Annotated in this window: 19 protein-coding genes and 1 pseudogene; 8 read left to right on the plus strand and 12 right to left on the minus strand. The window is 45.6% G+C overall.

What is annotated here, in order from left to right:
* Positions 1-111 precede the first annotated feature (111 nt).
* The gene (locus R7Q41_RS22385) at positions 112-2,673 is read left to right on the plus strand and encodes a penicillin-binding protein 1A (protein WP_025768081.1); all 2,562 of its coding nucleotides are present in this window, start codon (positions 112-114) and stop codon (positions 2,671-2,673) included.
* Between the two features lie 52 nt (positions 2,674-2,725).
* Here the strand turns inward: R7Q41_RS22385 and oxyR are convergent, their stop codons facing one another.
* Complete coding sequence (gene oxyR / locus R7Q41_RS22390) at positions 2,726-3,637, minus strand: DNA-binding transcriptional regulator OxyR (protein WP_005381326.1); 912 nt, start codon at positions 3,635-3,637, stop codon at positions 2,726-2,728.
* A 169-nt stretch (positions 3,638-3,806) separates the two neighbouring features.
* Here oxyR and R7Q41_RS22395 point away from each other — a divergent pair, with 169 nt between their 5' ends.
* From R7Q41_RS22395 to R7Q41_RS22405, 3 genes are all read left to right on the plus strand, one after another.
* Positions 3,807-4,535: a redoxin family protein gene (locus R7Q41_RS22395; protein ID WP_262630461.1), complete on the plus strand. Its 729-nt coding sequence runs from the start codon at positions 3,807-3,809 to the stop codon at positions 4,533-4,535.
* Between the two features lie 191 nt (positions 4,536-4,726).
* Positions 4,727-6,199, plus strand: coding sequence for a dihydrolipoyl dehydrogenase (locus tag R7Q41_RS22400; protein ID WP_318144666.1), 1,473 nt, complete (start codon positions 4,727-4,729; stop codon positions 6,197-6,199).
* Between the two features lie 372 nt (positions 6,200-6,571).
* On the plus strand, positions 6,572-6,853 hold the full coding sequence (locus tag R7Q41_RS22405) for a DUF3624 domain-containing protein (protein WP_206954858.1): 282 nt from the start codon (positions 6,572-6,574) through the stop codon (positions 6,851-6,853).
* 194 nt (positions 6,854-7,047) lie between these two features.
* Here the strand turns inward: R7Q41_RS22405 and argH are convergent, their stop codons facing one another.
* From argH to argC, 4 genes are all read right to left on the minus strand, one after another.
* Positions 7,048-8,922, minus strand: coding sequence for an argininosuccinate lyase (argH, locus tag R7Q41_RS22410; RefSeq protein ID WP_005381331.1), 1,875 nt, complete (start codon positions 8,920-8,922; stop codon positions 7,048-7,050).
* 242 nt (positions 8,923-9,164) lie between these two features.
* Entirely contained in the window at positions 9,165-10,379 is a 1,215-nt protein-coding gene (locus R7Q41_RS22415) for an argininosuccinate synthase (RefSeq protein WP_206954860.1), read from the minus strand.
* A gap of 84 nt (positions 10,380-10,463) precedes the next feature.
* The gene (gene argB / locus R7Q41_RS22420; RefSeq protein ID WP_137282407.1) at positions 10,464-11,255 is read right to left on the minus strand and encodes an acetylglutamate kinase; all 792 of its coding nucleotides are present in this window, start codon (positions 11,253-11,255) and stop codon (positions 10,464-10,466) included.
* A 21-nt stretch (positions 11,256-11,276) separates the two neighbouring features.
* On the minus strand, positions 11,277-12,281 hold the full coding sequence (argC, locus tag R7Q41_RS22425; protein WP_206954862.1) for an N-acetyl-gamma-glutamyl-phosphate reductase: 1,005 nt from the start codon (positions 12,279-12,281) through the stop codon (positions 11,277-11,279).
* Positions 12,282-12,425: 144 nt separating this feature from the next.
* Between argC and argE the strand changes: the two genes are divergently transcribed.
* The 3 genes from argE (at position 12,426) to R7Q41_RS22440 (ending at position 17,433) form a co-directional block, all read left to right on the plus strand.
* Positions 12,426-13,562 (plus strand): acetylornithine deacetylase, encoded by a 1,137-nt coding sequence (gene argE / locus R7Q41_RS22430; protein ID WP_005381335.1) that lies wholly within the window; start codon positions 12,426-12,428, stop codon positions 13,560-13,562.
* Positions 13,563-13,834: 272 nt separating this feature from the next.
* Complete coding sequence (gene ppc, locus R7Q41_RS22435) at positions 13,835-16,468, plus strand: phosphoenolpyruvate carboxylase (protein ID WP_318109377.1); 2,634 nt, start codon at positions 13,835-13,837, stop codon at positions 16,466-16,468.
* A gap of 425 nt (positions 16,469-16,893) precedes the next feature.
* The gene (locus tag R7Q41_RS22440) at positions 16,894-17,433 is read left to right on the plus strand and encodes a PadR family transcriptional regulator (RefSeq protein WP_005382791.1); all 540 of its coding nucleotides are present in this window, start codon (positions 16,894-16,896) and stop codon (positions 17,431-17,433) included.
* Positions 17,434-17,503: 70 nt separating this feature from the next.
* Here the strand turns inward: R7Q41_RS22440 and metF are convergent, their stop codons facing one another.
* The 3 genes from metF to R7Q41_RS22455 form a co-directional block, all read right to left on the minus strand.
* Positions 17,504-18,406: a methylenetetrahydrofolate reductase gene (gene metF, locus R7Q41_RS22445; RefSeq protein ID WP_005381345.1), complete on the minus strand. Its 903-nt coding sequence runs from the start codon at positions 18,404-18,406 to the stop codon at positions 17,504-17,506.
* 262 nt (positions 18,407-18,668) lie between these two features.
* Positions 18,669-21,077 (minus strand): bifunctional aspartate kinase/homoserine dehydrogenase II, encoded by a 2,409-nt coding sequence (locus R7Q41_RS22450; protein WP_115386339.1) that lies wholly within the window; start codon positions 21,075-21,077, stop codon positions 18,669-18,671.
* 15 nt (positions 21,078-21,092) lie between these two features.
* Positions 21,093-22,253: an O-succinylhomoserine (thiol)-lyase gene (locus R7Q41_RS22455; protein WP_005381350.1), complete on the minus strand. Its 1,161-nt coding sequence runs from the start codon at positions 22,251-22,253 to the stop codon at positions 21,093-21,095.
* A gap of 225 nt (positions 22,254-22,478) precedes the next feature.
* Between R7Q41_RS22455 and metJ the strand changes: the two genes are divergently transcribed.
* Entirely contained in the window at positions 22,479-22,799 is a 321-nt protein-coding gene (gene metJ / locus R7Q41_RS22460) for a met regulon transcriptional regulator MetJ (RefSeq protein WP_005381353.1), read from the plus strand.
* A 113-nt stretch (positions 22,800-22,912) separates the two neighbouring features.
* Here metJ and R7Q41_RS22465 read toward each other — a convergent pair whose 3' ends face one another.
* From R7Q41_RS22465 to R7Q41_RS22480, 4 genes and pseudogenes are all read right to left on the minus strand, one after another.
* A complete protein-coding gene (locus tag R7Q41_RS22465) occupies positions 22,913-24,190 on the minus strand; it encodes a malic enzyme-like NAD(P)-binding protein (protein ID WP_005381358.1) in 1,278 nt (425 codons plus the stop codon).
* 206 nt (positions 24,191-24,396) lie between these two features.
* On the minus strand, positions 24,397-24,873 hold the full coding sequence (bfr, locus tag R7Q41_RS22470) for a bacterioferritin (RefSeq protein WP_005381359.1): 477 nt from the start codon (positions 24,871-24,873) through the stop codon (positions 24,397-24,399).
* Between the two features lie 93 nt (positions 24,874-24,966).
* Positions 24,967-25,155, minus strand: coding sequence for a (2Fe-2S)-binding protein (locus tag R7Q41_RS22475; protein WP_005381360.1), 189 nt, complete (start codon positions 25,153-25,155; stop codon positions 24,967-24,969).
* 331 nt (positions 25,156-25,486) lie between these two features.
* Positions 25,487-25,557, minus strand: a pseudogene (locus R7Q41_RS22480) (elongation factor Tu); the annotation flags it as partial.

The raw sequence follows: 25,557 nt of genomic DNA on the forward strand, positions 1-25,557 counted from the left end.
AGGTTGTTATTAGCATCCAAATAAGAGTTAATATCTCTTATGTGCTAAATTTTTGACCTAAGAGTACAAGGGTTTGCCGTTACACAGCCTCAACCAATCAGGGATTCTCCGGTGAAGTTCATAAAGCGTTTATTATTTTTAACATTGATTTGCATAATTCTTGGAGTCACCACAATATTTGGCTTCTATCAGTACGTGAAGCCTGAATTGCCAGATGTTGCAACTCTAAAAGACGTTGAATTACAAACACCTATGAAGGTGTTTAGTCAAGACGGGAAGCTGATCGCACAGTTCGGTGAAAAGCGTCGTATTCCTGTTACTTATGACGAAATTCCTCAAGACTTAATTCACGCGCTCATCGCAACCGAAGATAGCCGTTTCTACGAGCATCCCGGTATCGACCCTATCGGCATCACTCGTGCAGCTGTTGTTGTTGCGGTTTCAGGCTCGGCTAAACAGGGTGCAAGTACGATTACGCAACAGCTAGCTCGTAACTTCTTCTTATCTAATGAGAAGAAGATCATGCGTAAGATTAAAGAGATTTTTATTGCTATCCATATTGAGCAGCTTTTAAGTAAGCAAGAAATCATGGAGCTTTATGTCAATAAAATCTTCCTTGGTTACCGCTCATATGGCTTTGGTGCTGCCGCTCAAGTGTATTTTGGTAAGAGCCTTGATGAATTGACGTTAAGTGAGATTGCAACACTCGCTGGTATGCCAAAAGCGCCATCAACCATGAACCCAATTTACTCTCTTGAGCGCGCAACAAAACGCCGTAACGTTGTATTAATGCGAATGCTTGATGAGAAATACATTACACAAGAGCAGTATGACGAAGCACGCAATGAACCTATCGTGGCGCGTTATCATAGCGCTGAGATTGAGCTTTCCGCACCTTACGTAGCAGAGTTGGCTCGTGCATGGGCAGTAAAAGAGTACGGTGAAGAAGAAGCTTACACCTCTGGCTTGAATATCTACATGACTGTGGATTCTAAACTGCAAGATGCTGCGAATACGTCTGCGGTAAATAACCTCTTGTCATACGATGAACGTCACGGCTACCGTGGTGCAGAAAGTGTGCTTTGGAAAGAAGGGGAAGCGGCCTGGGGCAATGAGCAAATAGAAAAGCACCTGAAGAAACAGCCAACTTATGGTGACCTTTACCCTGCGGTTGTGACGAAAGTCGATGATAAGACGGCGCAAGTATGGGTTAAGAACCATGAAGAGCAAACCATCCCTTGGACTGGAATGCACTGGGCGCGTAAGTACATTACTGATAACCGCCAAGGCTCAACACCAAAGTCAGCGCATGATGTGCTAGCGACAGGTCAACAAGTTTGGGTTCGCGAAGTAAGTGAAACCGATGAAGATGACAACACAACACTGAGCTGGAAACTGAGCCAAGTGCCGACAGCAAACACCGCGTTTGTTGCGATGAACCCAGAAAATGGCGCGATATTGTCGCTGGTTGGTGGTTTCAACTTTGTTCACAGCAAGTTTAACCGTGCAACCATGTCAGTGCGTCAGGTTGGTTCAAGTATCAAGCCTTTCATCTACTCGGCAGCAATTGACAAAGGGCTGACTCTAGCGACTTTGATTAACGATGCGCCAATTAACAAGTGGGATGCAGGTTCTGGTTCAGCTTGGCGACCAAAAAACTCACCACCAACTTATGGTGGCCCAACGCGTCTTCGCCTCGGCTTAGCTCAATCAAAAAACGTCATGGCAGTGCGTACACTCCGTGAAGTTGGCCTCGAGGAGACACGTCAGTACCTTACTCGTTTCGGTTTTGATATTAACCAAGTACCACGCTCTGAGACCATCGCACTCGGAGCTGGCAGCTTAACACCAATGAAAGTGGCACAAGGTTACTCTGTGTTTGCAAACGGTGGTTATTACGTTGAACCATTCTATGTAGAACGCGTGGAAGATGCATTCGGTGAAGTACTGTTTAAAGCCAATCCAAAGAGTGTTTGTCATAAGGATTGTCCGCAAATGAGCGAGCAGCCAGAAAATCGCTACGCTGATGAATTTGGCGAACAAGACGTCGCGATTGATGGCCTAGCAACAGACAATGCCCTTGAAAATGATGAACCTCAATATGCACCGCAAGTTATCTCCGAACAGAATGCATTCTTAATGCGTGAGATGATGTACAGCAACATTTGGGGTGGCGGTAACTGGCGTGAAGGCACAGGTTGGAATGGTACAGGCTGGCGCGCGCAAAAACTTGGTCGTCGTGATATCGGGGGTAAAACGGGTACAACGAATGATTCCAAGGATGCTTGGTACAATGGCTATGGACCTGGTGTCGTTGCGATAGCTTGGGTTGGCTTTGATGATCACTCACGTGCACTTGGCCGCACCACTGTTAACAGCAACCTAGGGCAAGGCCAAATTTCTGGTGCCGAGTCGGGTGCGAAAACCGCAGAGCCTGCTTGGATTGACTTCATGCGTGTTGCGCTAGAAGGGACGCCGGAGCAAGGTAAAAATATTCCAGAGGATATTATTCGAGTTCGTATTGATCGCAACAGCGGTATGCTAACGCATAAGGTAGATAGCACATCAATGTTCGAATACTTTGAAAAAGGCACGGAGCCTACCGAATACGCTGGCGACCGTTTAGAAGATAGTATTTACTCTTCAGGCTCTGGCGCAGAAGAACTGTTCTAAATCACAAAAGCACAAGGGAGAGCATCAAGCTCTCCCTTTTTTATGTCGGCTTTTACGCCGCGGCGTTCAATGAAGGATAAGAAGCCAATACTTCTTTAATCTTCGCCGCCAAAGCTTCAAACCTAGCTCGTAATGGTGAGCCCGGACGGTATACGAGAACGATATTACGCGAGGGGGTTGGGTTAACAGCTGGTACGTAGCATACGCCATCTTTTTGCTTCTCATTAGGGATAGAAAGCTGAGGCAATAACGTAATCCCCGCACCGGCAGCAACCATGTTGCGTAACGTCTCCAAGCTGGTGGCTTTAAAACGCTCATCGTCTTTTGCACCAGCGGCAAAACAAAAACCTAACGCTTGATCTCTCAGACAGTGGCCGTCTCCCAACGCTAAAACGGTTTTACCATTCAGCTCCAACATATCAACATGGTCGAGAGAGGCCCACTCGTGGTCACATGGCACTGCGACACTTAATGGCTCTTGATACACTTCGATCTCTTTAAATGGCGCAGTTTCATCAACCGAAGCTAAAACTAAGCAATCTAGTTTGCCTTCTTCCAATTGACGCACTAATTGATGTGTTTGAGCTTCGTGCAGAAATAGCTCCAGCTCAGGAAATGCTTCTTTTATCTGCGGCAGAATTTTGGGTAGTAGATAAGGCCCAACCGTCGGGATGAAACCAATATGCATCGGTCCAGTCATGGCTCCGCTTTGACCGCTTGCCATATCTCTGAAGGTTTTCACTTCACTTAAGATGCGTTTAGCCTGCTCCACCAGCTGTAACCCTGAATCGGTAAACAAAACACGTCGGCTGCTTCGCTCTAAAAGCGTGGTCCCGAGTTCATCCTCTAGTTTACGAATTTGCCCACTCAATGTTGGCTGGCTAACAAAACATGCCTCTGCCGCTTTGCGAAAGTGCTTATGTTCCGCAAGTGCAACTAAGTACTCAAAATCTCGAATATTCATAATTCACGCTTCGCTTCTTTAACAATAGCTAATACCTATCAAAACCATAACACCAAACGATTAGAGCTATCAAAGGATTTTTACAATAATGGGCTCAACAAAACGAAACAGAGCGACGAAAAACGCTAAGCTCTATACGCATAATTTAAAATAGTTAAAGGAAATCATTATGTTTGTATCTAAAGAAGGTCAACAAGTCCCTCAAGTTACTTTTCCAGTTCGTCAAGGTGACTCTTGGGTGAATGTAACGACCAATGAGCTATTTAAAGGTAAGACCGTTATCGTATTTAGCTTACCGGGTGCATTTACTCCAACCTGTTCATCAAGCCATCTACCTCGTTACAACGAATTGTTCCCTGTATTTAAAGAGCACGGAGTGGATGAGATTATTTGTGTCTCGGTCAATGATACGTTCGTGATGAATGCATGGAAACAAGACCAAGAAGCAGAAAACATTACCTTCATCCCGGATGGTAATGGTGAATTCACCGATGGCATGGGTATGTTAGTGGATAAAAACGACATCGGCTTTGGCAAACGTTCATGGCGTTACAGCATGCTAGTAAAAGATGGCGTAGTGGAAAAAATGTTCATTGAGCCAAACGAACCAGGTGACCCATTCAAGGTGTCAGACGCAGATACGATGCTGAACTACATAGCGCCTGACTACAAAACGCAAGAATCCATCACGGTGTTCACTAAACCAGGCTGCCCTTTCTGTATGAAAGCGAAACAAAATCTGATTGACCACGGTCTTCAATATGAAGAAGTGATTCTGGGTAAAGACGCAACAACAGTTAGTCTACGAGCTATATCTGGTCGCACGACTGTTCCACAAGTCTTTATCGGTGGCAAGCACATCGGCGGTAGCGAAGAGCTAGAAGCGTATCTAGGCTAAGCTGTCCATAGCCTACACCCTCGGTCTCCGGTGCCTTTTGGCTCGGAGGCCAACCCTAAACCACTTCTTCTACTAGTCTAGATAAGTAGTTATCTGCCAATAAGGTGACTACTTATCCAGATTCAACTATCCAATTCACTCTCCAAGCTCAATGTAGCTAGCTTGGCTTAAAACAAAAGCGAGAGTTCACGATGAAACAAGTTAATGTCGACGTAGCGATTATTGGTGGCGGGACGGCTGGTCTTGGTGCTTATCGAGCAGCAAAAGCTCATACCAACAGCGTGGTAATGATTGAGGGCGGTCCCTACGGAACAACCTGTGCTCGTGTCGGATGCATGCCGTCTAAGCTGTTAATTGCGGCAGCAGAAAGTGTTCATCAAATCGAAAAAGCACCTGGATTTGGGATACACCCGCAAGGTCAAGTACGAATTAACGGACGAGAAGTTATGGATCGTGTAAAGCGCGAACGCGATCGTTTTGTTGGCTTTGTACTTGAAAGTGTCGATGATATTCCCGCTGAAGACAAACTATCGGGCTACGCGAAGTTTGCCGATGACCACACTCTCATCATAGATGATCATACTCAGGTCACCGCACAGCGCATTGTTATTGCGACAGGATCTCGTCCAGCATATCCGGCAGCTTGGAATGAACTAGGTGATCGCCTAGTGATTAACGATGATGTCTTTGACTGGGATGACTTACCAGAGTCCGTGGCAGTATTTGGCCCAGGAGTCATCGGCCTTGAATTGGGTCAGGCTTTACACCGCCTAGGAGTAAACGTGAAGCTCTTTGGCCTTGGAGGACAAGTGGGCCCACTGACAGACCCAGAGGTGATGGCGTATGCAGATAAAGCCTTTAAGGAAGAGTTCTACCTTGATGCAGATGTAAAAGTCGAAAGCATGAAACGCATTGCTTCGTCAGACAATGACGGCGAAGACAAGGTCGAAATCCAATTCATCAACCATGATGGTGAATTAGAAACTTTCGTTGTCGATTACGTATTGGCCGCAACGGGTCGTCGTCCAAACGTCGATAAGCTGGCGATCGAGAACACCAATGTGGCTCTCGATGAACGTGGCGTACCAACGGCGGATCACTACACATTGCAAACTTCGGTAGAGAGCATCTTCATCGCAGGTGATGCAAGTAACCAAATTCCACTGCTGCACGAAGCCGCTGACCAAGGCCGTATTGCTGGAGACAACGCAGGCCGTTTCCCAGATATTCGTGCGGGTCTGCGTCGCTCACCAATTTCAGCCGTGTTCTCCGACCCTCAAATTGCTATGGTTGGCGAAACATATAAACAACTAGAAACACGTCTAGGCACATGTGGATGTTTCGCAACCGGTGAAGTCTCGTTTGAAAATCAAGGACGTTCGCGCGTCATGCTTCGTAATAAAGGCATTCTGCATGTCTACGGAGAGCAAGGCACTGGACGTTTTTTAGGTGCAGAAATGATGGCCCCGAATGCAGAGCATCTTGCGCACCTTTTAGCGTGGGCGCACCAAAATAGGATGACGATTTCTGAGATGTTAGATATGCCCTTCTATCACCCAGTGATTGAAGAAGGCGTCCGCACCGCTCTACGTGATTTGAATGCAAAACTACACTTAGGGCCAGAAATGGTGAAACATTGTCTTGACTGCGGCCCTGGCTGCTAACGCTTTCAGGCTTCTATCTAAATATAAAGCAAAGCCTCGTCATCAACGAGGCTTTGCTTTACTACTTCGGCGCAATGAAATCTCTCTTACGCTGCCATCATTGCATAGCGGCTGACCATACAAATCGCGACAACACCGATCATAAAGAACCCACCAGCGATACTCAGCGCAAGTTTCAACTCTGTCGACATCATTATATTTCCTGTTAAAGACTGACAGCGCACCATACATCAATTACGTGCCACAAAGCTTTTACAAAGCTAACTTTCCATTTTTGGTTGTGTCATGGCGATCTAAGCCCGTGTAAGAAACGCTTTCCACCATTTAGTTAGATATATAATCTGAAGCAACACTAATGGTTTGGAAAACACTATGACTTGTCGCCGCTGCGAGGAACATTGGTTTTGGAAAAAACTTGGACGTTGCCAACGATGCTTGGATCAATTGACGGTACTTTCTGTACTGTGTTGGATTGTGTGGTGGTTTAAGCTCAAAGATGATCCACAAAGCATCGAGTCGATCGCTTTGATCTTTGCCGGCTTCGCTTTCAACATTTTGTTGTTTCTACACTTATGGATGCGTTTTGTCATCTTGCCTTGGCAGCGTCGACGGGGACAAAAAAAGACGAATAAAAAAGAGAAAAGTGACAGATAGAAAAAAGCCCCAAAACCAATGTCAGTTCTGGGGCTCTCTTAGATTCTTCTAAGAAAAAGCAGTGGTACTTTAATAGACCGGGCTTCCTCTCAAAGGTTCCAAATTTTTTCGATTTTTTTAGCGAATACTGATGTAAGTAAGCAGGAAAATGACTATGTCATTGAATGCTAATAAAATCACTCCACAACTTCAGTTCATGCCACATGCGTTTTTTGGATCACTTGCTCCATTAAATTGATCTCAAGCGCTACCTCATCACATGCATGTTGACGTGGGCACTGATCGCAATCTTTCAGAACTTTCTCCGGCAGTAATGACTTCGATGTCGGTAAAAAGCTTTGCTTCATAAAGAACTCAGGCGTTCGCGTTAGAACAAAGACTTTCTTGATCGCCATCTGGCGCGCTTTCTCAACCAAATAGTTCACAATCGCACTGCCCTGCCCTTGGCCTTGCCAGCCCGCTTCGATACCAAGAGAGCGTATTTCAGCCAACCCTGAGTCATACACATATAGAGAAGCGCAACCCGTCACTTCACCATGATGCTCAGCCACCGCGAAAGAGCCAATATCTCTCACGAGCTCATTACGAGAGCGCGGAAGATTCTCACCAAGGTTCGCCCAGTAAGCAACCATACCTTCCAACGTTTCAATGTCCGTCAAACGTGCAGGACGCACTTTCACCGCCGAGCTGTCACGCTGGCTCAGGCGCTTATCCGCTTGTTCTACCGCGTAAGCGACCTGGTGAGGCGAAACACCACCCAAAGCACAACGCTTTTCCAAACACGAATCGATAGTCAGGATGTCATACACATCCGCTTCAATGACCTCTGAGAAGGCTTTTAACTCTTCGATAGACAGTTCTTCTAGCGCACAACCTTTAGCAATAGCACCAACGACCGCGACACCGACGATGTGGTGAGCTTCACGGAATGGGATGCCTTTCGCCACTAGGTAATCAGCTAACTCCGTCGAGTTTGCGTAACCTTGTTTCGCCGCTTCTAGTGTGCGCTCGCCATTCACTTTAATACCGTCAAAACACAGAGCTGCCATTTCCATGCAGTCGTTCCATGTATCTAAAGCGTCAAACAACCCTTCTTTATCTTCCTGCATGTCTTTGTTGTACGCCAATGGCAAGGCTTTAACTGTCATCATCATGCTCGATAATGCGCCATAGACACGCCCTGTCTTACCACGGATCAACTCAAGTGCATCTGGGTTTTTCTTCTGTGGCATTAATGACGAACCAGATGTCACCGTATCCGCTAACTCAATGAAGTTTGACTCGCCTGAATTGTAGAAGATCATATCTTCTGCAAGACGAGAAAGGTGAAGCATAGAAATCGACGCCACCGACATCAGTTCCATCACATGATCACGATCTGAAACCGAATCGAGTGAATTACGCGTAGCACGGTGGAAACCGAGATTATGTGCTAATTGTTCGCGATCAATCGGATAAGCCGTTCCCGCTAAAGCACCCGAGCCAAGTGGACAAGTGTCGAGACGCTGTAAGGCATCATTCAGACGAGAGTAGTCACGCTCGAACATTTCAACATAAGCCAAGCACCAGTGAGCAAAGGTTACAGGTTGAGCACGCTGAAGATGAGTATAGCCTGGCAATACGGTGCCTTGGTGCTGTTTAGCAACGTGGACCATTTGTGCTTGTAGGCGATCTAAAGCAATCAATAATTGCTGACCTTGCTGACGACACCAAAGTTTCAAGTCTGTGGCGACTTGGTCATTCCGAGAACGCCCAGTGTGGAGTTTTTTACCTAAATCTCCCACTTTACTGATTAGCTGCTGTTCAACCCAAGAGTGGATATCTTCTGCATCAGAGCGAAGAATTTGGTGAGGGTCTTCCATCACTTCTAACTTCAGCTCATTTAAAGCAAGTTCCAGTTTTTGCTGTTCTTCTGCCGATAGCACATCAACAGAAAGCAGAGCTTTAGACCATGCGATTGAACCTACGATGTCTTGCTCAGCCAATCGGTAGTCAAAACGCAACGAATCATTGAACTCTTTAAATCTGGTGTCTGCCGCTTGGGTAAATCTTCCGCCCCATAATGCCATTGCGTCTCTCCTGATGACTATTGCTTACTCTAACGTTCTCGAATGAGTAGTAACCAATTTGATGGTCATTTGCTCACTTTTTCTTATGGGTCAACGTTACGGCAATTTCGATAAAAAATAAAGTATAAATTCAATATTTTTACATATATATTCAAGGCAAATTTAGGTACCCGCTTTTAGAAATCAAAAGACCCGCCTATAAATGGCGGGTCTTTATTCAATCCAAGATGGATGTTAAGGGATTATTTCTTCTGGCTGTTCAATGCACGAATACGGCTTGATAGCGAGTAAAGACGGATGAACCCACCTGCATGGCTTTGGTCGTAAACTTCATCTTCACCAAAAGTCGCGAACTCTTCTGAATACAAGCTGTTGTCAGAACGTTTTTGCGTGACTGTCGCTTGACCTTTGTAAAGCTTAACAACCACTTCACCGTTAACGTCTTGCGCTAGCTCTTCTGAAGCAGCAAGGATCGATTTACATAGTGGCGTAAACCAACGGCCATCGTATACAAGGTGAGACGCTTTTAGACCTAGCTCCTCACGGAATTCGAATGATGATTTGTCTAGCACAAGCTGCTCTACAGCACGCAGCGCTTCCATCATGATGGTGCCTCCCGGTGTTTCATAACAACCACGAGACTTCATCCCAACAAGACGGTTTTCCACGATATCGATACGGCCAACACCGTGCTTAGCGCCCTTCTCGTTTAGGTAAACCAGTGCGTTGTATGGTGTCATCGCTTCACCATCAACTTCGACCACTTCACCTTTTTCTACTTTCAGCGTGACGTATTCCGCTTCATTTGGCGCTTGCTCTGGGTCGACAGTCCACACCCAGCAGTCTTCGTTTGGTGCGTTCCACGTATCTTCTAAAACGCCGCCTTCCGTCGAAATGTGCCATGCGTTTGCATCACGTGAATAGATCTTAGTAAGAGACGCAGAGCAAGAAATATTACGCTCAGCGAGGTAATCCAAACACTCTTCACGACTCACTAGGTCCCACTCACGCCAAGGTGCAATCACTTGTAAGTCCGGTGCTAGTGCTGCGAATGCGCCTTCGAAACGTACTTGGTCGTTACCTTTACCTGTACAGCCATGACACAGAGCGTCCGCGCCCACTTTACGTGCCACTTCAACCTGCGCTTTGGCAATGATTGGACGCGCCATTGATGTACCTAGCAGGTACTTACCTTCGTAGTACGCGCCAGTTTTTAGCGTTGGGTAAATGTAGTCTGCGACCATTTCTTCTTTCAAGTCAGCGATGTAGCACTCAGAAGCACCAGAGGCTTTTGCTTTCGCTTCAATGCCTTCTAGCTCTTCGGCACCTTGACCAACATCGGCAACGAAAGCCACTACTTCACAGTCGTAGTTCTCTTTTAGCCACGGGATAATTACTGAAGTATCTAGACCGCCTGAGTATGCGACTACCACTTTATTTACGTTCACTTTGCTCATGTTTTTTCTCCAAACTTAACTGGCGCTGCGCTCGGCGGTCAGTGCCAACTACGACTTCCTAATATTGAATTCTTTTGCTGATGCTTATTGAGGCAAGAATTGAGTACCAATACTTTCACCAGCGAATAACTGTGCTAATTTTTCTGGGTAACGCCAGGTCGCGACTTCAATTGGACGGCCAAGATCATTGGCGGCCTCCAAAGCGGCTTTAACTTTGACGATCATGCCATCGGTGATCACATGTCCATCGATCAACGAGTTAGCTTGCTGCTCTGACAGGGTTTTGATCAAATGGCCTTTTCCATCTAGTACACCACTCACGTCTGATAACAGGACTAACTCCGCATCTAATGCGCCCGCAACCGCGACTGCTGCTTGATCAGCATTCACATTCATCATCTGGCCATCTTTGGTTAAACCAATTGAACTGATGATCGGCAGTGCACCTGTGTTTAGCACCGCTTGTAATAGTGCTGAGTCACCCGGTGATGCTTTGCCTACCGCGCCGAGTTCTGGGTCAAGTTCTTCAACAAGACACAAACCACCATCCGCAAGGCTAAGGCCCACAGCGTTAAGACCGTCCGCAATCGCTTGACCTTGAAGTAACTTATTCGCAGTGCCTGCAAGCGCGCCTGCAATCACAGGAATTTGCTCGTATGGCGTTACGCGTAAACCGTTTTTCTTTACGGTTTCAAGCTGAAGCTTTGCCATCAACTCATCAACTAGGTAGCCACCGCCATGAACGATGGCGATTTGTCGCTGTGCCGATTTTTGGTAAGCCGCAATGGCACCAAACAGTTGGCTTAAGGTTTGAGTGCATGATAGAGCTGCACCACCTAGCTTAATGACTAAAGGAGCTTGATTGGTTTGCGTCATCGCATTTCCCTCTTTCAACGACTACAGCAACGCTGTCAGTTCTGGGTAACCGTAATGAATATTGAGACATTGCATCGCTTGACTCGATGCACCTTTAAGTAGGTTGTCGATAGCTGAAATCACAATGATGTGTTCGCCTTGTACCTTCCAGCCGATATCGCAGAAAGGGGTATTTTCGACATCCTGAATACGTGGAATACCGTCGCCTTTAAGACGCACCGCAGGCTTGCCTTGATAAGCTTGTTCAAACGCCTGTGCCACTTGTGATTCTGTCACTCCTTGCGCAAGCTTCATGGTGATAGTGGCAAGAATGCCGCGTTTAAAGTTGCCGAGGTGCGGAGTAAAAATCACATCACAACCCAAGTGCTGAGCAATCTCTGGCTGGTGACGATGGTTAAAGACACCGTAAGATTGCAAGCTCACTTCACAGAAGCTGTTAACCATGGAGGCTTTACGCCCTGCACCTGATACACCACTGGTTGCGTTGATTACTGGCCATTGGTTGGTATCGAGCAACGCATGTTCTAATAAAGGTTTGATTGCAAGCTGTGAAGCGGTTGGGTAGCAACCTGCTACTGCAATCAAAGGAGTGGTTTTTATTGATTCTTGGTTCCACTCTGCTAAGCCGTATGCTGCTTTATCTAGCCAGTTGTTATGTTGATGTGCGAAGCCATAAAAAGTGTCGTAAAAGCCTTCACTTTTCACACGGAATGCACCCGATAAATCGAATACCTGACAGCCTGCCTCCAAGAAAGTTGGGGCTAAATCATGGCTGACTTCGTGAGCCGTTGCCAAAAACACCACGTCCGATTCTTGAGCGATTTGCAGTGGATCCGTTATTGGTAAAACTGGCATATCAATGATGCCCGCTAGCTTACCGTGCAGCTGCGCGATGCTCTTTCCCGCATCAACACTGTTGGCGGAAACGTATAAACCTGATAGCGTGAGTTGTGGGTGTTTATTAACCATTAACGCTAACTCTGCGCCGGTGTAACCGCTGGCTCCAATAATCGTGGTTTTTAGCATTGTGTGACATCCATATACTTAAAGGCTCAAATGACTATTCATATTTAATTTTTGCTTTATTTTGATTTTTTATTCATTAAATATGATTTAATATGTGTTTTACATTTTTGTGGTCTGTCTGTCAACAGGAGATTTGAAGAATCCATGCAATTACCAACTTTTCTAGAGGTCTATGAAGGACTCATCAGCACCTCTTCTATCAGCTCCACGGATCCGAGCTGGGATCAGGGCAATGCAAAAGTCATCGAAAAACTCGCATCTTGGTTTAAAGATCTGGGTTTTAGCGTTGAAGTGATCGAAGTCGAGCCAGGCAAGCACAATATGATCGCACGTATGGGTGAGGGTGAAGGTGGCCTTTTACTTGCTGGCCATAGTGATACCGTGCCATTCGATCAAGGGCGATGGAATTTCGATCCGCATAAACTGACGGAAAAAGACAACCGCTTCTACGGTTTAGGCACAGCAGACATGAAAGGCTTTTTCGCCTTTATTTATGAAGCAGTGAAGAAAGTCGATTGGAGCAAGCAGAGCAAACCACTCTACGTATTAGCCACTTGTGACGAAGAGACCACCATGTTGGGCGCGCGACATTTCACAGCAAACGCCCCATTTAAGCCGGATTACTGCATCATTGGTGAACCCACCAGCCTTGTACCAATTCGAGGTCATAAAGGGCATGTGGCAAATGCCATTCGCGTAACAGGCAAGTCCGGTCACTCATCGGACCCAGCGCTTGGCGTTAACGCTATTGAGATCATGCATGAAGTCATGTTCGCCATGATGCAACTGCGTGACAAATTGATTAAAGAATATCACCATCCGGGTTTTGCCATTCCAAGCCCTACCCTAAATCTTGGACACATTCACGGTGGTGACAGCGCTAACCGTATTTGTGGTTGCTGTGAGCTGCATTACGACGTGCGTCCTCTTCCTGGCATTAGCCTTGATGGTTTAGAGAACATGTTGCGCGGAGCATTAAAAGAAGTCGAAGCGAAATGGCCTGGGAGACTGGAGATTATTCCATTGCATGAGCCTATTCCGGGTTACGAATGCCAACATGACCACCCATTTATCGGTGGTGTTGAAGAGATCTGCCAAACCAGTTCAGAAACCGTGAACTATTGTACTGAAGCACCATTTCTACAACAGTTGTGTCCAACCTTGGTGCTCGGCCCTGGGTCAATCGACCAAGCCCATCAACCGGATGAGTTTCTATCCTTCGACTTTATCGACCCCACAATTGATGTGCTTTCAAAGGCAATGGTCAAGTACTGCTGTTAATACGCGTTTAAGCTCAAAAGTCTGTGCAGCTCGATTGAGCTGCATCTTTTTATCTTCACAATTTAGCGCTAGTCTTAACACTTATTTAACTTGTTATTTTGTAATTAATTTTCACTTCTTACTCTATGGCTGCCGTAAATTTGCTCTAAATCAGGAGACAGCGGAATAATTGCAAACTTAGTCTGCTTTATTTGACTATAACTGGTGCTTTTCGCTAGATTGGAGTCTTAACAAGGACAATGGATGTAGTTTTTTTACGAGGCAGGACGACAATGAACGAGAAATACGCCGCACTCAAAAGTAATGTGCGCATGTTAGGCCACTTATTGGGTAACACCATTCGCGATGCCCATGGCGAAGAAATCTTCGAGAAAGTGGAAACCATTCGTAAATTATCCAAATCAGCTCAAGCAGGGAATCAAGCAGACAGGGACAGCTTGATCGAAGAAATCAAACATCTACCTGATGAGCAGCTAACGCCCGTTACTCGCGCGTTTAACCAATTTCTAAACCTCACCAATATCGCTGAGCAATACCACACGATTTCACGCCATTGTGAAGAGCACATTTGTGAACCAGACGCGATTAACTCGCTGTTTTCTAAACTGGTACAAAACGATGTGAGCAAACTGGACACTGCCCAAGCGGTTCGTGATCTAAATATTGAATTGGTATTGACGGCTCACCCAACAGAAATTACGCGCCGTACGATGATCAACAAACTGGTCAAGATAAACGAGTGCTTATCAAAGTTGGAGCTAAGCGATCTTTCTTCTAAAGAGCGCAGAAAAACCGAACGCCGCCTAGAGCAACTGATTGCCCAAGGCTGGCATTCAGACGTGATTCGACAACAACGCCCTACTCCGTTGGATGAAGCAAAGTGGGGCTTTGCGGTCGTTGAAAACTCGCTATGGGAAGCGGTACCGGACTTCCTACGTGAGATGAATGACCGTCTAAAATCTTACCTTGGAGAAGGTTTACCCATTGATGCTCGCCCAGTGCACTTCTCCTCTTGGATGGGCGGTGACCGTGACGGTAACCCGTTTGTTACTCACAACGTTACGCGTGAAGTCTTACTATTGTCTCGTTGGAAAGCCGCCGATCTTTATCTCAATGACATCAACGAGTTGATCAGCGAGCTGTCTATGACAGTTTCAAACGATCAAGTCCGTGAACTTGCTGGCGAAGGTCAGCACGAACCATACCGTGCGATCCTGAAGCAATTACGCACTCTGCTCAATGAAACCAAAGATATTCTCGATGCTAAGATCCACGGTCAAAAGCTGGCTGTTAAAGCACCACTGCAAAAAGTCGAGCAACTTTGGGAACCGCTGTATGCCTGCTACCAGTCACTAAACGAATGTGGCATGGGTGTAATAGCCAACGGCTCACTACTGGATACACTACGCCGCGTAAAAGCATTTGGTATCCATCTTGTACGTCTTGATATCCGCCAAGAGAGCACGCGTCACTCAGACGTCTTGTCTGAACTAACTCGCTACTTAGGTATTGGTGATTACGAACAATGGAGTGAGCAAGATAAGATTGCTTTTCTAACTAACGAGCTTGCATCTAAACGTCCGCTTCTCCCTCGTGATTGGGAACCGTCTGAACCCGTCAAAGAGGTTTTGGATACCTGCAAGATTGTTGCAGCACAACCGCGTGAAGCATTCGGTGCCTACGTTATTTCTATGGCACGCACTGCATCAGATGTGTTAGCAGTCCACCTACTTCTGCAAGAAGCAGGCTGCCCATATCGTATGGATGTTTGCCCATTATTCGAGACGCTAGACGACTTGAACAATGCAGAATCGGTCATCAAACAGCTGATGGGTATCGACCTATACCGTGGCTTTATCCAAAACCACCAAATGGTCATGATTGGTTACTCTGACTCAGCGAAAGATGCGGGTGTCATGTCTGCAGGCTGGGCTCAGTACCATGCGATGGAATCGTTAGTAAAAGTGGCGGAAGAAGAAGGTGTTGAACTGACTCTATTCCACGGTCGTGGGGGCACAGTCGGTCGCGGTGGTGCACCTGCGCATGCTGCGCTTTTGTCGCAACCACCAAAAAGCTTGAAAGGCGGTTTACGTGTAACAGAGCAAGGCGAGATGATCCGCTTTAAACTGGGTCTCCCAGATGTCGCAGTAAACAGCTTTAACCTATACGCAAGTGCGATTCTGGAGGCCAACTTGTTACCGCCACCAGAGCCAAAACAAGAATGGCGCGACTTGATGGAAGTGCTATCAGAAGTAAGCTGCGAGTCTTACCGAAATGTGGTTCGTGGCGAGCCAGATTTCGTACCTTACTTCCGCCAAGCAACACCAGAACTTGAACTCGGCAAGTTGCCACTTGGTTCTCGTCCTGCAAAACGCAACCCTAAGGGCGGAGTAGAAAGCTTACGTGCAATCCCGTGGATCTTCTCATGGAGTCAAAACCGTTTGGTACTTCCTGCATGGCTAGGCGCAGGTGAAGCGATTCAATACTCGATCGATAAAGGCCACCAAGCATTGCTCGAAGAAATGTGCCGCGAATGGCCGTTTTTCTCTACTCGTCTCGGCATGCTAGAGATGGTGTACTCGAAGTGTAATATTGATATCTCTCGCTACTACGATGAGCGATTGGTGGATGAGTCGCTCCGTCCACTCGGTGAAAAACTTCGTGCTCAGCTTCAAGAAGACATCAAAGCGGTACTGAATGTCGAGAACAATGAAAACTTGATGCAGCATGACCCTTGGGGACTCGAGTCTATTCGCTTACGCAATATCTACGTTGAGCCATTGAATATGCTACAAGCAGAGCTGCTATACCGCACGCGTCAAACCGAAGAAGCTTCTGCAAACTTAGAAGAAGCGTTGATGGTGACGATTGCTGGTATTGCTGCAGGTATGCGTAACACAGGCTAATCGTTTCATTTTTAATAAAAAGCTGGGCAAATGCTCAGCTTTTTTTTATCACAGGATAATCGCACCAAAACAAAAGTAGTCAAATAAACCACTAAAGACCCAAAAAATACCAAAACAAAAGAATAAAAAACCACAAGTTAACACTATTGATTATTATGTTAGTTTTTTAGGGTAATTTTGTCCTACTATTCCACTTCATGCTTATTATTTATATACTACTTGCCTGCTGAGAGCTCATAAATCCAATCATACCTGCTCCAGCCTTGATGGGACTCCCCATCTCTCTAGGTGATAAACGGCTTTAAGGTGACAGGACCAACATTGTTGGTGCTACTTATACATTAAAAAACTCAAGTGCCAGTAAGAGCGCAGCTGAAAGTATAAGTAGCTTGTTTACAAGTTTATTGACCATTTGGATTGAAGACATGTCATTACCACACGTAATCTTAACTGTTCTTAGCACTCGCGACGCAACCGGTTACGATATCACTAAAGAATTCTCTGCTAGCATCGGTTACTTCTGGAAAGCAAGCCACCAACAGGTGTACCGTGAACTCAACAAAATGGCTGAGAAAGAACTGGTTACTTGCGTATTAGAACCTCAAGAAGGCAAACCAGACCGCAAGGTTTACTCCATTACAGACGCTGGTCGCAGCGCTTTAGGAGAGTGGTTTGATCAACCAACTGCACACCCAACAGTTCGTGATGAGTTTTCAGCGAAATTGATGGCATGTGCCGTTCAACCTGCGGCTCCATTCCGTGACCAACTCGCCGAGCTAGTTGAAGAGTCTCGCAAACTGGTTTCTCACTACAAAGAAATTGAAGCGGCTTACTACGCAACGCCGTCAACTTTAGATAAACAAGCTCGCCTAGAACGTCTAACGCTTCGCCGTAACCTACTGTTACGTGAAACTTGGATCACTTGGGCAGAAGAAGTTCTAACTGAACTTGAAGTGATTGGTTAAACTCCTTTTGCTTTGATAAAGCGAAAAAGGCTTGCCACTTGGCAAGCCTTTTATCTTTTTGAAACTAGGTTTACGCACCAACTACTGCGCGAGGACGAACACCCAACGTATGGCATAACGCGTAAGTCATCTCTGCACGGTTTAGTGTGTAGAAGTGAAAATCCTTAACCCCTTCACGACTCAGTACACGCACCATATCAATAGCTTGGCTAGCTCCTACAAGCTGGCGAGTCACCGGATCATCATCCAAGCCATCGAATTGTTTGCTCATCCATCCTGGTACTTTCACGTTGTTCTGTGCCGCAAAGCGAGACGCTTGCTTAAAGTTCGATACAGGCAAAATTCCTGGCACAATTTCTACGTCAATTCCTGCTGCGACACAACGGTCACGGAATCGCAGGTAAGACTCAACGTCAAAAAAGAACTGAGTAATAGCACGGTTTGCACCTGCATCTACCTTACGTTTTAGGTTCAATAAGTCAGACTGTGCGCTTTTAGCTTCAGGGTGAACCTCAGGGAATGCAGCAACGGAGATATCGAAATCGTGGCGTGATTTCAGCAGCTCAACCAAATCCGAGGCATACATATCAGGCGCACCGCCACCTGGAGGAATATCACCACGCAGAGCGACGATATTTTCAATACCATTGTTCCAATAATCATCGGCAATATTAATCAACTCTTCACGAGTCGCATCAATACAAGTGAGATGGGGAGCGGCAACCAATCCGGTTGTTGCTTTAATTTCTTTAATGATGGAGTGTGTTCTGTCACGCTCGCCGGAGTTCGCACCGTAAGTCACAGAAACAAATTTAGGTTGAAGCGTTTTAAGACGGTGCACTGAATTCCAAAGTGTTTCTTCCATCTTAGCGCTGCTTGGCGGAAAAAACTCAAACGATACATTGATGTTATCTGATAACTCAGCAATATTCTGGTTCAAGGCGTCGATATGGCCTGCGTGCGTATATCCCATCTTACTCTCCCTGCGGCACTCCGCCACGAAAACAAATCCTTAAAATCGACGTTTAGACGTCTATATGTCTACAGAATGTATTGAATACGATTTAATGTCAACCTTGTAATTATGAATTTTTCTCAAGTTAATAATGAAGATAGTTCAAGTTTCTACTTGAGCATCATCTCACCATTTTGCACGGGTTATGACTTCAGTATGGCACTGATAGGGGAATAAAAAACCCTGGATTAATTCCAGGGTTTTTAGGTCAATCGCAACTTTAAAATAAACCAGCCAATCGGTTGAGGTCGGATTGAATAGCGCCGGCTGTCACTTCTCTGCCTGCGCCTGGTCCTCGAATGACCAGAGGGTTATCTTTGTACCACTTGCTCTCTATGGCAAAAATGTTATCGCATGGCAATAAGTTGGCGAGCGCGTGCTCACGAGATAACGCTTCGACTCCCACCGTTGCTTTACCATTTTTTTCTAAACGCGCCACATAGCGAAGCACTTGATCGTTTCTCTGTGCTTTTGTCAGACGCTCTTGAAGTATTTCACTCAACAACGCTCCATTATCGAAGAAATCATCTAAGCTCAGTTCTCTTAATTCTTCTGGCACCAAAGACTCAACTTTAACGCTGTCTGGTTCTATATCTAGGCCCGACTCTCGAGCCAAGATGACTAACTTGCGCATTACATCGGAGCCATCTAAATCAGAACGAGGATCAGGTTCGGTTAAACCTTGCTGCCAAGCAAGATCGACTAAATCATTAAATGGCACAGAACCATCAAACTGTTGGAACAGCCATGATAGCGTCCCCGAGAAAATACCCGATAGAGCGACGATTTCATCCCCACTTTCACGAAGATCTCGCACGGTATGGTTTATCGGTAACCCAGCACCCACCGTTGCGTTGTATAGCCAATGACGACCAATTTTAGCGAATGCATCTTGAACCTGATGGTAGTACTGGCTATCTGCGGAACCGGCAACTTTGTTAGCGGAAATCAAATGAATGCCTTGCTGTGCGATTTCTACGTAGCGCTGAGCCAACTCTTTACTCGCGGTAACATCAAGCACGACGGCTTCATCGTAGCTTTTAAGCGCTCCCAAACGTGCCAGCCAATCCCCATTGTTTGCTATGCTTTCATCATCAAATCGTTCAGCAACACTCGCCGCCTCAATACCTTGCTCATCGAACCAATAGGTTTGGCTATCCACAACCGCGACAAGATCAAAGCTCATACCATGACGTTTTTCGAGCTCACTTTTTTGCGTCGCAAATAAATTTAACCAACTAGAACCAATATTACCCTTGCCACATAAAGCCACTGCCACGCGTTTTTGCGCTTGGAACAACTGGCTATGAATCGTTTGAACCAACGCCTCAGTATCAGTACGGCGCAAAACAGCGACTAGGCTCAGCCCTGAGTCTGTTTCAGAGATAAATTCTACCGGAGAGTGCTTTAGCTTCTGATAAAAGCCAAAGCAATGATTGGCGTTTTTCGTAACGCCTGCACCTACCGCAGCTAAGAGCGAGTAACCTTCTTTTAGCTTAATTTCAGCCTCTACCGCAAGCTCTTGCAAGTGTTTCAATGCACCACCGGCGATTTCTGCGGTGTAAGCCAAGCGTAGCGTGTGCTGATCGGATTGAGCTTCAAATGCCAGTGGCTCTAATTGCGCGCGCTGCAACGCTTGTAATACATCACTCTGTGTTTTTTCGAAGTCGTGCCCATGCATGAAAGACAACTGCACCAATAAAACATCATCCAGTGAAGTAATAATTTTAGCGCCACGACCAGATGCCAATACACGCTCAATACGAGTAGAACCCGACTCTGGCAGATAGCTACACTTGAGATTAAGGTCCATGGTACTTTGCGCCACAGGCTGAAGCGTACGACTGTGTAGCACTGGGGCAGCTAAGCGAGCAAGTTCACTGGCTTCATCCAATCGAAGTAACGGTAATAAACAAGCGTCAGACACCAAACGTGGATCGGCACTATAAACACCAGCAACATCACTCCAAATCGTGACAGTACTGACTTCAGCAAGCGCGCCTATGACCGTTGCAGAATAGTCAGAGCCGTTACGACCAAGTAGAATGGTTTCTCCTGCCTCGTTCTGAGCCATAAAGCCAGTAATTACCACACGTTTATGGTTATGCTGCGCGAGGATCTCTTTAATTAAAGGGTATGAACGAGCGCGATCAACCTCTGGTTGAGTTCCCGCTTCTGCACGTAAAAACGCTCGTGCATCTTGTGCAACCGCAGGGATAGAACGTTGAGATAATAACGCGGCCAATAGGCGAGCAGACCATACTTCTCCGTGTCCCAGTACCGCAGCTTTTTGCGCATTAGTGAGTGGTGCAGTCAGCTCCGAGAGAGTACTGAACTCATCATGTAATAAAGCTAACAGCTCTTCTTTTGCTTCACTCTCCAACAAGCTTTCTATTAGCTCAGTTTGGAACTGTCTCAAGCTTTGAAGCGCTTCATGCGCAATTCGGCCATCTTTACTTAACCCTTCCAAAAACTCAATCAAGCGGTTAGTGGTTTTTCCTGCAGCAGAGACGACCACAAGATCATTTTCTGTCGAATACTCCTTGAGAATACCCACAACGCGTAAGTAGCATTCTGGGTTTGCTAAGCTACTGCCACCAAACTTATGCAGCTGACGTTGTACAGTCATTGTTATCGTCTCCTATTACTGGGTAGCTTTAGCGAACGCTTGTTCTAAATCTGTGATGAGGTCTTGTGCATCTTCCAAACCGACAGACAAACGCAATAGTTGATGAGAGACCCCAGCCTCCGCCAGTGCCTCCTCACCCATTGCACGGTGAGTCATGGATGCCGGGTGGCAAATCAAACTTTCTACACCACCTAATGATTCAGCTAATGAAAACAGTTGGAGCTCTTTCACAAACACCTTTAACTGCTCAAACGAACCAGCAAACTCAAAACTCAACATAGAGCCAAAGCCCGTTTGCTGCTTTTTAGCAATGTCGTGACCTGGATGTTCCGGCAGGCTTGGATGATAGATAGTTTTAACTAACGCTTGTTTCTGTAGGTAAGCCAGTACCTGCTGTGAGCTCTCTTCATGTACTTTCATACGAGCACCAAGCGTACGAATACCTCGCAGTGTCATGTAACTATCGAAAGGTGTGCCCGTTGCACCAATACAATTGCCCCACCATGCAAGCTCTTCTGCATGCGCTTCTGTGTTGGTGATGATTACCCCACCAATTACGTCCGAATGACCGTTGATGTACTTTGTTGTGGAGTGGATAACAAAATCCGCACCTAGCTCTAAAGGTTTTTGGTACACGGGTGTCAAAAAGGTATTGTCCACCGCAACTAACGCGCCGACTTGTTTCGCTTTTTCACAAGTAGCTGCAATATCCACTACGCGAACCAGAGGGTTTGACGGAGTTTCTAGCAAAATGAGTTTTGGTTTTTGTGCCAATGCAGCATCTAAAGCCTGTTCGTCTGATTGATCGACAAACTGAACCTTAAAATCGCCTTTGTTAGCTCGGGTATTAAAAAGACGATAGGTACCACCATAACAATCGTGAGGAGCAATAATGAGATCATCTGGGCCGAGAAAAGCGGAAACCCATAAATTTAATGCCGACGTACCGCAGTTAGTAACAACCGCTCCTTTTCCAGACTCAAGTTCAGATAGCGCACTTTCCAACAGTCCGCGGTTTGGATTACCAGATCGTGTGTAATCATACTTGGGCACTTCACCAAAAGCAGGAAAACCATAGTTAGTGGAAAGATAAATAGGTGGAACGACAGCATGATATTGGCTGTCTGATTCAATACCAGTGCGTACTGCAATGGTCGCAGGTTTGCGAGTGCTCATGGGTGTATCCTTTCACGGGTAATGACTTCTAAATAGGAATGCGCTATATCTAATGAGTAACATAAAGTGATCAACACGCTTCCTTTGCTGTTATGTTCACTTTACTCGTCAAAAAATGAGACGTCAACACTTCTAGACGTCTATATGTCTTTGCTTGTGGCGGTAAATGCAGCTAAAATCAGCACCTAAATTATTTTTAACCGATTACATAAATGAAGGTGTGCAATGGCTGACTGGAATGGCGAATACATTAGCCCATATGCAGAGCACGGCAAAAAAAGCGAACAAGTAAAAAAAATTACCGTCTCTATCCCGCTAAAAGTTTTAAAGGTGCTAACTGATGAGCGTACTCGCCGTCAGATCAATAACTTACGCCATGCAACCAATAGCGAATTGCTATGCGAGGCATTTTTGCACGCGTACACAGGTCAGCCACTTCCGACAGATGAAGACCTTCGTAAAGACCGTCCTGATGATATTCCAACAGAAGTAAAAGCGCTGATGACGGAAATGGGCATCGAATTTGAGTCATTCGACGAAGAATAAAAAAGCCTGATAAAAGGTTTCAGGTAATAACTCTTGCCTCGAGCCAAATGGATGACATAAAAAATGGGACGCAATAGCGTCCCATTTTTTGTGTATCACATCTGAAAGATATATTACTCTGCCATGTAGTTTTCAGGCATCTCGATACGAGCTACACCTGAATTAACCGCCGCCTGAGCAACCGCTTTTGCAACACGTGGTAGCAAACGTGAATCCATTGGTTTTGGAATAATATAGTCCGCACCAAACTCTAGCTTATCAACACCGGCAGCCTTCAATACGGCTTCAGGTACAGGCTCTTTTGCTAGCTCGCGAATCGCCTCAACGGCTGCAAGTTTCATTTCATCATTGATTTCACTTGCACGCACATCAAGAGCACCACGGAAAATGAATGGGAAACACAATACGTTGTTAACTTGGTTAGGATAATCACTACGGCCAGTACCCATGATCAAGTCATCACGAACTGCGTGAGCAAGTTCCGGCTTGATTTCAGGATCCGGGTTAGAACATGCGAATACGATTGGCTTATCAGCCATCAACTTCAACGCTTCCGCTGGCAACAGGTTTGGACCAGATACACCTAGGAACAGATCTGCACCTTCAATTACGTCTTCTAGTGTGCGCTTATCTGTATTGTTCGCAAATAACTGCTTATATTCATTAAGGTCATCACGACGAGTGTGAATCACACCTTTGCGATCTAGCATGTAGATTTTTTCGCGCATTGCACCGCATTTGATCAGAAGCTCCATACACGCTACAGCGGCAGCGCCAGCGCCAAGACAAACAATTGTTGAATCTTCAAGTTTCTTACCTTGAAGTTCGATTGCATTCAGCATACCCGCTGCCGTTACAATAGCAGTACCATGTTGATCATCGTGGAATACTGGTACATCACAACGCTCAATCAAACGTTTTTCAATCTCAAAACAGTCTGGTGCTTTAATATCTTCAAGGTTGATACCGCCAAAAGTGTCTGCAATGCTCGCAACAGTATCCACAAATTCATCGATCGTGCGGTGCTTAACTTCAATATCAATAGAGTCAAGACCAGCAAAACGCTTAAACAGTAACGCTTTACCTTCCATCACAGGCTTAGATGCAAGTGGACCTAGGTTACCTAGACCTAGAATAGCGGTACCGTTAGAAATAACAGCAACCATGTTCCCTTTTGCAGTGTACTTGTACACGTTATCCGGGTTTTGTGCGATTTCACGCACTGGCTCTGCAACACCAGGGCTGTATGCAAGGGCAAGATCACCCGCCGTTTCCGCAGGCTTTGTCAGTTCGACAGCAATCTTTCCTGGAGTTGGATAAGCATGGTAATCCAATGCTTTTTGGCGATGTTCTTCTTCTGGAGTGGCTGCTTGGTGGTTGTCTTCAGACATGGACGTTTCTCTTTTTTATTTTTAGGTAAGGGGGCATAAATTCTATCGGATAGAAATCAAACTTCATAGGCAAGATTGCGAGCAATATCCTTAAAAAGCCGATAATAAAAGAGATTAGACCAGATAACGGGGTTAAGCACCCGATTTTCGAGTCAGGTGCTCTTTCTTCTTACTATTATTGGAGTATGCAAACTCAGAAAGTATCGTTACTCTTCGTCCACGTATTGCGCTTGGAGATAATTCTCAATACCAGACATTTCAATCAAGCCAAGTTGCGTCTCTAGCCAATCAACATGTTCTTCTTCATCTTCAAGAATATCTTGGAAGAGATCTCGAGACACATAATCTCGAATGTCTTCAGCGTAGGCAATCGCATCTTTTAAATCTGGAATAGCCGCCATTTCAAGCTTTAAGTCACACTCGAGCATTTCCTTGGTATCTTCACCAATCATCAACTTACCTAAATCTTGTAGGTTCGGTAAGCCTTCAAGGAACAAAATACGCTCAATTAGATGATCGGCATGCTTCATCTCATCGATAGATTCGTGATATTCCTTGTCTGCTAGGTGCTTTAAGCCCCAGTCTTTATACATTCGGGCATGAAGAAAATACTGATTAATAGCGACGAGCTCGTTACCGAGCACTTTATTGAGATGTTGAATGATGATTGGATCGCCTTTCATGACAAAACTCTCCTCTTTGGCTTCATTTAAATGTAGAAGCAAATGAGAAGGTGTCAAAATGTAAGGCAAATAATTACTGCATACTTACAGCAATTAGCTGGCTTGTTTAAATTCCGTGTAACTAGTTTCCGCTAAAATTTCCTTGGCCTGTCTGATGCACTTACCACATTGGCTGCCCAATGCCGTGCACTTTTTGATTCCTTTAATATCTGTTACGCCTTCATCTATCGCCAACTTCCTGATTTTTTTGTCGGAGACACCATGGCAAAGACAAACGTACATACTCAAAAAACCTATAAAACTAATCTGTGACAAACAATATAAACAAGAATAGTTCTTGTTACCAGTCGCATTATGGTGTCCGCTCAGAATATTTGGTTATAACGATTTTACCGCTGCAGGAAAAGATCAAAGGGTTAAGAGGGGTGAGTAAAAGCGTTAAGAAATAAAGTCGGTAAAACTCTGTTTTTAAATCGAAAAAGTGACGTCTTTTATTTCAACACTTATAACTAAATGTAATCTAGAAATGAAAAAGGGAAGCCTAAGCTTCCCTTTTCGATGCGCTTTCTTCAAAAAGAAGAACAGTGCAAGATTTCGTTTAATTCGTTATGAATTAGTCGAAGATCTTAGCAACAACACCAGCACCTACTGTACGGCCACCTTCACGGATCGCGAAACGTAGAC

The organism is Vibrio sp. 2096, from assembly GCF_033339595.1.
GTDB classification, from domain to species: domain Bacteria; phylum Pseudomonadota; class Gammaproteobacteria; order Enterobacterales; family Vibrionaceae; genus Vibrio; species Vibrio alginolyticus.